This window comes from Rhizobium sp. NFACC06-2 (assembly GCF_900101425.1).
Lineage (GTDB): Bacteria > Pseudomonadota > Alphaproteobacteria > Rhizobiales > Rhizobiaceae > Agrobacterium > Agrobacterium leguminum.
In genome coordinates, this window is record NZ_FMVA01000015.1 from 121,921 (window position 1) to 128,791 (window position 6,871).

The window sequence follows — 6,871 nt, forward strand, 5'->3', positions numbered from 1 at the left end:
GTCACATGCAGTAAGACAACGGTTCGCGGGCTTCGGCAAGTTTAAAGCTTTGCGACATCCAGAACAGCGTTGGCAAAAGCCTCGGGCGCTTCCTGCGGCAGGTTGTGGCCGATGCCGCCGCTGATGTTGCGATGCTGGTACTTGCCGGAAAACTTCGATGCGTAGGCGGAAGGATCCGGATGCGGCGCGCCGTTGGCGTCGCCTTCCAGCGTTATCGTCGGCACGGTGATGACGGGAAGTTTCGCAAGCTGGCGCTCGTAATTATCGTACTTGGCTTCTCCGTCGGCCAGTGCCAGCCGCCAGCGGTAATTATGGATGGTGATGGCCACATGGTCGGGATTGTCGAATGCGGGGGCCGAACGATTGAAGGTCTCGTCGCTGAATTTCCAGGTCGGAGATGCCGTCTGCCAGATCAGGCGCACGAAGTCGCGGGTGTTGGCGGCATAGCCCGCACGGCCGCGTTCCGTCGCGAAATAGAACTGATACCACCAGGAGAGTTCCGCCTTGGGCGGAAGCGGCTTCCTGTTGATCTCCTGGCTGCCGATAAGGTAGCCGCTGACCGATACGAGCCCGGTGCAACGTTCGGGCCAGAGCGCCGCCATGATGTCGGCGGTGCGAGCGCCCCAGTCATAACCGGCAACGACCGCCTGCTTCACGCCGAGCGCGTCGAGAAAGGCGATCATGTCGACAGCAAGCGCCGCCTGCTGTCCGTTGCGTGCGGTGTCGTCCGAGAGAAAACGGGTCGTGCCATATCCGCGCAGATAGGGGATGAGTACCCGATATCCAGCCGATGCAAGGATGGGTGCGACATCGACATAGCTGTAGATGTCATAAGGCCATCCGTGCAGCAGCAGCACGACCGGGCCGTCTGCGGGGCCGGATTCTGCATAACCGACGCTGAGTACGCCCGCTTCAACCTGCTTCAGGGCGCCAAAGGAGGTGGCTCCGTCGCGTTCGGTTGACGGCTGAGGCGAAGGCGCTTCGCCCTTGGCATGAGCAAGGCCTGCGGCCCCGAATTCGACGGCGGCAACCGTCATTGCGGCAATGCCGAAGAAGCGGCGGCGCTGGAAATTGATCTCGGAATTCATTGCTGTCTCTCCTGTCCATGTTGGATGCGGGCAGGTAACGCGGTGCGTGTATCCTCGATGTGTCGCAAGGGGGACGAATGTGAATGGTTTTGTAGCAGGGGGCATTCCGGATACAGACTGATACATTCGGTCCGCGCTCCTTACGCAATCAGCCGCCCCGGTATCTGGGGCGGCTGTGTTAGACTTCGAGGCGGGCGCGGTTTATTTCGCGGATTGCCGGGCGGCCTGTTCGATGACGTCTGCGACCTTTTCGGGCTGGGAGGCAAAGACCGCATGGCTTGCCGCAATCTCGGTCACCGCACTGCCGGCGCGCTTGGCCATGTCGCGCTCTAGATCGGGGTTGATCGAGCGGTCCTGCGTTGCGACGATCGACCAGCTCTTCTTTGTTTTCCAGGCTGGTTCGTCGGCCTTGGCGGCAAAGGCGGCCTTGGCAGCGAAGACCTGGCTTTTTGCCATAAAAGCCGCTTCCTCACGAGACAGGTCGGCTGCGAAATCTTGGGCAAAGGCGGCCGGATCGAGATAAAGGAATGCGTTATCCTTCGTCTGCTTGATGCCTTTGCCAGCCGGTGGTCTCGAGCCGGCGAGGTCGAGAAGGCTCTCTCCCTTCTCCGGCTGGAAGGCGGCGACATAGACCAGCCCGGCCACATCCGGCCGGTTACCCGCTTCCGAGATCACCATCCCGCTGTAGCTGTGCCCGACAAGCAGGCTCGGCCCCTGCTGGAGATCGAGAACACGGTTGGTGGCCGCCACGTCTTCGGCAAGAGAGGTGATGGGCTCCTGCACGATCGTGACGTTGAAACCACGGCTTTCAAGGATGTCTGTCGCCCTGCGCCAGGCCGAACCATCGGCCAGCGCGCCATGGACGATGACGATGTTCTTCACCTCTGCCGCCTGTGCGGCAAAAGCGATCAGTGCGGTTGCGACGGCAAGCGCGAATTTGGGCATGAGACGACGATGCATCATATTTCTCCTTTGGTTTTGATGGGAACGGGAGGAAAATCAGGATCAGCCGAAAGTGAAGGCATAGGCCTGCACGCCGGGGTCGAGGAAGCGGATGGTAAAGGTTCTCGCTTCGACGGCGCCGGACTGGCGGACGAGCTGGTAAAGACGGGTTGAGGTGACGACGCCATTGCCCTCGGCATCCGTGTCTTCCCCATGATCCGCACCCGGCGGATGCCCGTCGATGGTGACCTGGAAACGAACCGGTTTTCCGGCTGCATCCGGCCCAAGGACCAGATGAAGGTCGCGGGCGCTGAAGCGATAGGTGATGCCGCCATCAGCCGCATCAAGTGTGGCCGCCTCCGCGCCAATCGTCCAGGTGCCGGAAAGTCCCCATTCGTTGAGGGAAGGCGTCTTGACGGAGTAGTCGCGCGGCGTGTCTGCACGCATCGCCTCGTTGGATGCGAAGCTTCGAGCCTGCCGGTAGCCTATATAGGTTTCGCCCGAGCGCATGTGCCCGATATCCGCACCGGCTTCGGCTCCTGTCGCCTGCGGGCTCACCGGTGCGCTGGCGGAGGCGCTGCTGCCGGCCTCGCGCAGCAGGTCCTGGATCGCCTCTTCGGTCTGCCGGTAGTTGCCCTCGCCGAAATGGTGGTAACGGATCTGGCCCCTGGCGTCGATCAGGTAATGCGCCGGCCAATAGCTGTTATCAAAGGCGCGCCAGATCCTGTAATCATTGTCGATTGCCACCGGGTAATCGATCTTGAAGCTGGCGACGGCCTGTCTGACATTGTCGATCTTCTTTTCAAAGGCGAATTCGGGGGCGTGGACGCCGATGACGACGAGGCCCTGATCCCGGTATTTGTCCGCCCAGGCACGCACATAGGGAATGGTGCGGATGCAGTTGATGCAGGAATAGGTCCAGAAGTCGACGAGAACGACCTTGCCACGCAATTGCTCACGCGTGAGCGGCGGGGAATTGAGCCACTCCACGGCACCGTCGAGGGATGGGGCCTTGCCCTCAACCGGCAGCTCCGACCGTGCCGCGGCGGCGCTGACGCCCGCCGCCGCCACTTCGGGCGCTATGGCGGTGTGGAGCCGATCGAGCACCCGTTGTTCGAAGGATGCCGTGCTCGCATAGGAAATCTGCGACAGGAAACCCGTATCCAGCCCGAGCGCGATGGCCGCGACGCCGGCAAGCACCGCCGCGCCAAGCACCTGCCGGATCCGCTCGCTGAAACCCAGAGACCGCTTCATGGCTGCAAATACCCTGCCGCCGACGAGGATGGCGACGGCAAGGGAGGTCGCAGCCCCGGCGGCATAGGCGGCAAGCAGCAGGCTGGTTTCCAGATTGGCCCCCTTCAGGGCCGCACCCGTCAGCACGAGCCCGAGGATCGGTCCGGCGCAGGGCGCCCATAAAAGGCCGGTGGCGATGCCGAGTAACAGCGAGCCCGCAACCGTTGGCATTGCCCCGGGCTTGCCGGCGGCGTTGGCGAGCCGGTTGCCGAGTTCGACGACCGGACGGGTGATGATGCTGGCCGCACGCGGCGAGAGCAGCCCGACGCCGAAGACCGCAAGCAGCGCAAGAGCCGCGAGCCGGCCATATTCATTGGCGCTGATTGCCCAGCTGCCGCCCACCGCGGCCAGCGTCGCGACGGCGCAAAACGTTGCCGCCATTCCCGCGAGCAGCGGCAGCGTGCTGCGCAGAAACGGTTGCCCCGCCCGCGCAAAAACGAAGGGAAGGATGGGCAGGATACAGGGGCTGAGAATTGTCAGCGCCCCTCCGAGATAGGCAATGACCAGAAACGTCATCATCTTTTCCTTTCAGGCAGGAGTTCGGGGCTCCGGGCGGCGAAGGCGACCCGGCGATGGCGCCAATTTCCCGGCCTCACGTATCCCTGATGTGTCGGCGCTTCGGTGAATTTGTAATCGAGTGTAAAAGCCGCCACCGGCGCACGGCCGCTTAAGCGAAACCGCATGTCCCCGTCATTTGTCACTGCGCATAGCGCGTGAAGACGAAATCATGGTCCTTGACGTTGCCCTCGTGGCAGGAGAGACAGGTCTCATGTTGCGCGGCATCCACCGGCTTGCCGTTGACAAACCGCCCGAAGCCCCAGCCGTGGCTGCCGGCATATTTCTTGGAATCTTTCACCATCACCTGCACGGTGGTTGCCGCTCCCGGCACCGTGGCCGGCGGAAACTCCTTGGATTGCTGCCGCTTATAGGCAAGCTTCACCAGTATCGAGCCATCGGGAAAGGGCAGGGTTCCGCTTTTGTAGGCCTTGGCGGCGACATCGTTTGCCAGAACAGCGCGAAGCTCGTCCAGCGGCGGCGCTTCCTGCGCGGGCGCGATGAACCTCCAGTCACGATATCCGTCAGGAAGAGTGACGCCGTAGATGGGAGAGGCGTTTTCCGGCGGTGTGTCAGCTGAACTTGAATAAACGGTTCCAAAACCCGCTGCCGCAACCGATAGGGCGACGGCGAAGAAAATCTGGCTTTTCATGGGAAACCCTGCCTGATCCGAAATAGATCAGGTAATGATCTGCCCTGCAGGTATCCGGCATGTTTCCTGAAACCGGCACTTATGTATCAAATCGTAGCAGTGCGCACCGCCACGGGGGCAAGGCCGCGCTTAAAGGCCGGCGAGCGCCCTCTTGCGATCTCGGGCCCGGATTTCCTCGCCAAGGCTCATATTCGCCCAGTGACCAGGCTCCTCCTCATGAGAGCCCACACCGTCGCCCGCCGGCTGAATTTGCGCAAAATCCTTCCGAAACAACGAGAAGTCGTGAAACTTTTTCGGGTGCGATGAGTTTGGTGCAGGAGCACTCGGCTCACATTTCTCGCTGCATATAATCACCCGCTACGCGGAGGATTGGTCATCCTTTCGGAGGAGATACCGCATGAATTCCATCATTTATCTAGTCGGCCTTGTCGTCGTTGTCCTGTTCATTCTCTCATTGCTGGGGCTACGCTGATGGTTGATCCAACGGGTATCGAAACAAATCCAAACCGCAGCTATGTGGACTGGCCGGCGATTTTCGCCGGTGCCGTCATCTCCTCGGGCGCCATGGCAGTCCTCACCGCATTTGCGGGCGGCCTAGGCCTGAGTTCGATCTCGGCCGACGATGGCGGCGAGATCAGCACAGTCTGGCTCATCATAACCGCGCTCTTCGTCATCATTTCCATGGTCGGCTCCTACATGCTGGGTGGCTATATTGCCGGCCGCATGCGTCGGCCTGCCGGCGCGGCCGACAGGAACGAACTGACGGTCCGCGATGGTGTGAATGGCTTGGTTGTATGGGGTCTAGGGACGGTCGTCTCGGCATTTCTCGCGCTCGGCGTGCTGTCCGGTGGCGCCAAGGCTGTCGGCAGCGTGGCGCAGACCGCCGTCGAGGCCACGGGTTCCGCAGTCGGCGGCGCCGTTCAAGGGGTTGGCCAACTGGCAGGCGGCATCATTTCCGGCGCTGGCAGTGCAGCCGGTGGTCTGGCGCAAGGAGCCGGTCAGGCTGCAGCACCCAGCATTGAGCAGATGCTTCCACAAGGCCTGAGAACCAACCCGATCGACTATTTCACGGATACGCTACTGAGGACCGATACGCCTGCCACCCCTCTGACGGGTGAACAGAGCGCCGGTGACTATCAGCGCCAGATTAGCGGAATCCTCGGCAATCTGATGGCAACAGGCGAGATATCTGATGCCGACAAAACATGGCTCGCCAACCAGGTCGCTGCCCGCACAAACATCAGCCAGACCGATGCGCAAACGCGCGTGAACCAGACGGTTGAACGTGTGCAGGCCGTCAGGGCGGAAGCACAGAAGAAGGTCGATGAAGCGCAAAAGCAGGTCGAGGCCGTGAAGGCTGATGCGCAGAAGGCATTGGACGATGCCAAGGCCAAAGCTGCGGATGCCGCAGAAAAAGCGCGCGTCGCAGGCATTCTGACCGCGTTCCTGCTGGCCGCTTCCGCACTCGTTTCCGCTGCCGCTGCTTATATCGGCGCAGTACACGGCGGCCGACACAGAGACGAAGGCCGTATCTGGGGTGGTCTTTCCTACCGCAAGTAACCAGAGCGACGGCAAATAAATCGGCTTTTTACAAATGTCCTGCCCGGACCAATTCCGGGCAGGACTTTCGTTTTAGGTATCTGCCGTCACGGACAGGGTCAATCGCGACGCTGTAGCAAGGCTAGAGCGACCGTGGATGCCGCTAGGATCGCGGTCAGCGCCAGCGGCGCAGTGGCACCGTAGGAATCCACGATATAGCCGCCGACAACCGCCCCGATACTGATAGCCACCTGGAAAGAAACAACCATCAGGCTGCCTGCCGCTTCCAGAGCATCGGGTGCTCCGCGGGAAAGGTTGGTCGGCAGCACCACAGGCGCCATGCCAAAGGCAAGGCCCCAGAGCGCGACGAGCGCGAATGCGGCGCTGCTATGAACACCCCGGATAACGAGGGCAATCGTCGCAAATGCCATCAGCGCGGCGGTAACGATGAGCGCGAGGCGGATACTGGTGTCCGCCATCCGGCCTCCGACGACATTGCCGATCACCGAGGCAACGCCAAATCCGAGCAGGGCGAGTGCAATCGGCGTGGTGTCAAGAAGCGCGACCTTTTCGAGGAAGGGACGCACATAGACCGAGCCTGCAAAATGCCCCGTCATCAGCAACAGGATGGCAAGCATACCGAGCTGAACGCTGCGGCGCCGCGTCAATCCAAGGACATCGGAAAGACTGTTGCTTGTGCTTGCCGGCAGTGACGGCAGGCTGAGTATCTGAAGCAGCATGGCAACTATGGCAAGTCCCGCCGTCATCGACATGGCGATGCGCCATCCCAGCCAGTCGCTGA

At 61.5% G+C, this 6,871-nt stretch carries 6 protein-coding genes; 1 reads left to right on the plus strand and 5 read right to left on the minus strand.

What is annotated here, in order from left to right; genetic code table 11:
* Positions 1-41: 41 nt before the first annotated feature.
* From F3H58_RS21860 to F3H58_RS21875, 4 genes are all read right to left on the minus strand, one after another.
* Positions 42-1,088, minus strand: a complete 1,047-nt coding sequence (locus F3H58_RS21860) for an alpha/beta fold hydrolase (protein WP_149743752.1) — start codon at positions 1,086-1,088, stop codon at positions 42-44.
* A gap of 201 nt (positions 1,089-1,289) precedes the next feature.
* The gene (locus F3H58_RS21865; RefSeq protein WP_149743753.1) at positions 1,290-2,048 is read right to left on the minus strand and encodes an alpha/beta fold hydrolase; all 759 of its coding nucleotides are present in this window, start codon (positions 2,046-2,048) and stop codon (positions 1,290-1,292) included.
* 45 nt (positions 2,049-2,093) lie between these two features.
* Positions 2,094-3,839, minus strand: a complete 1,746-nt coding sequence (locus tag F3H58_RS21870) for a cytochrome c biogenesis protein DipZ (RefSeq protein WP_188129019.1) — start codon at positions 3,837-3,839, stop codon at positions 2,094-2,096.
* A 181-nt stretch (positions 3,840-4,020) separates the two neighbouring features.
* On the minus strand, positions 4,021-4,530 hold the full coding sequence (locus F3H58_RS21875; protein ID WP_149743755.1) for a cytochrome P460 family protein: 510 nt from the start codon (positions 4,528-4,530) through the stop codon (positions 4,021-4,023).
* 471 nt (positions 4,531-5,001) lie between these two features.
* Here F3H58_RS21875 and F3H58_RS21880 point away from each other — a divergent pair, with 471 nt between their 5' ends.
* Positions 5,002-6,090, plus strand: a complete 1,089-nt coding sequence (locus tag F3H58_RS21880) for a hypothetical protein (RefSeq protein WP_149743756.1) — start codon at positions 5,002-5,004, stop codon at positions 6,088-6,090.
* A gap of 98 nt (positions 6,091-6,188) precedes the next feature.
* On the opposite strand, the gene F3H58_RS21885 is transcribed toward F3H58_RS21880, so the two are convergent.
* Positions 6,189-6,871, minus strand: a 683-nt coding sequence (locus tag F3H58_RS21885) for an MFS transporter (protein ID WP_149743757.1), incomplete at its 5' end; no start/stop codon positions are given.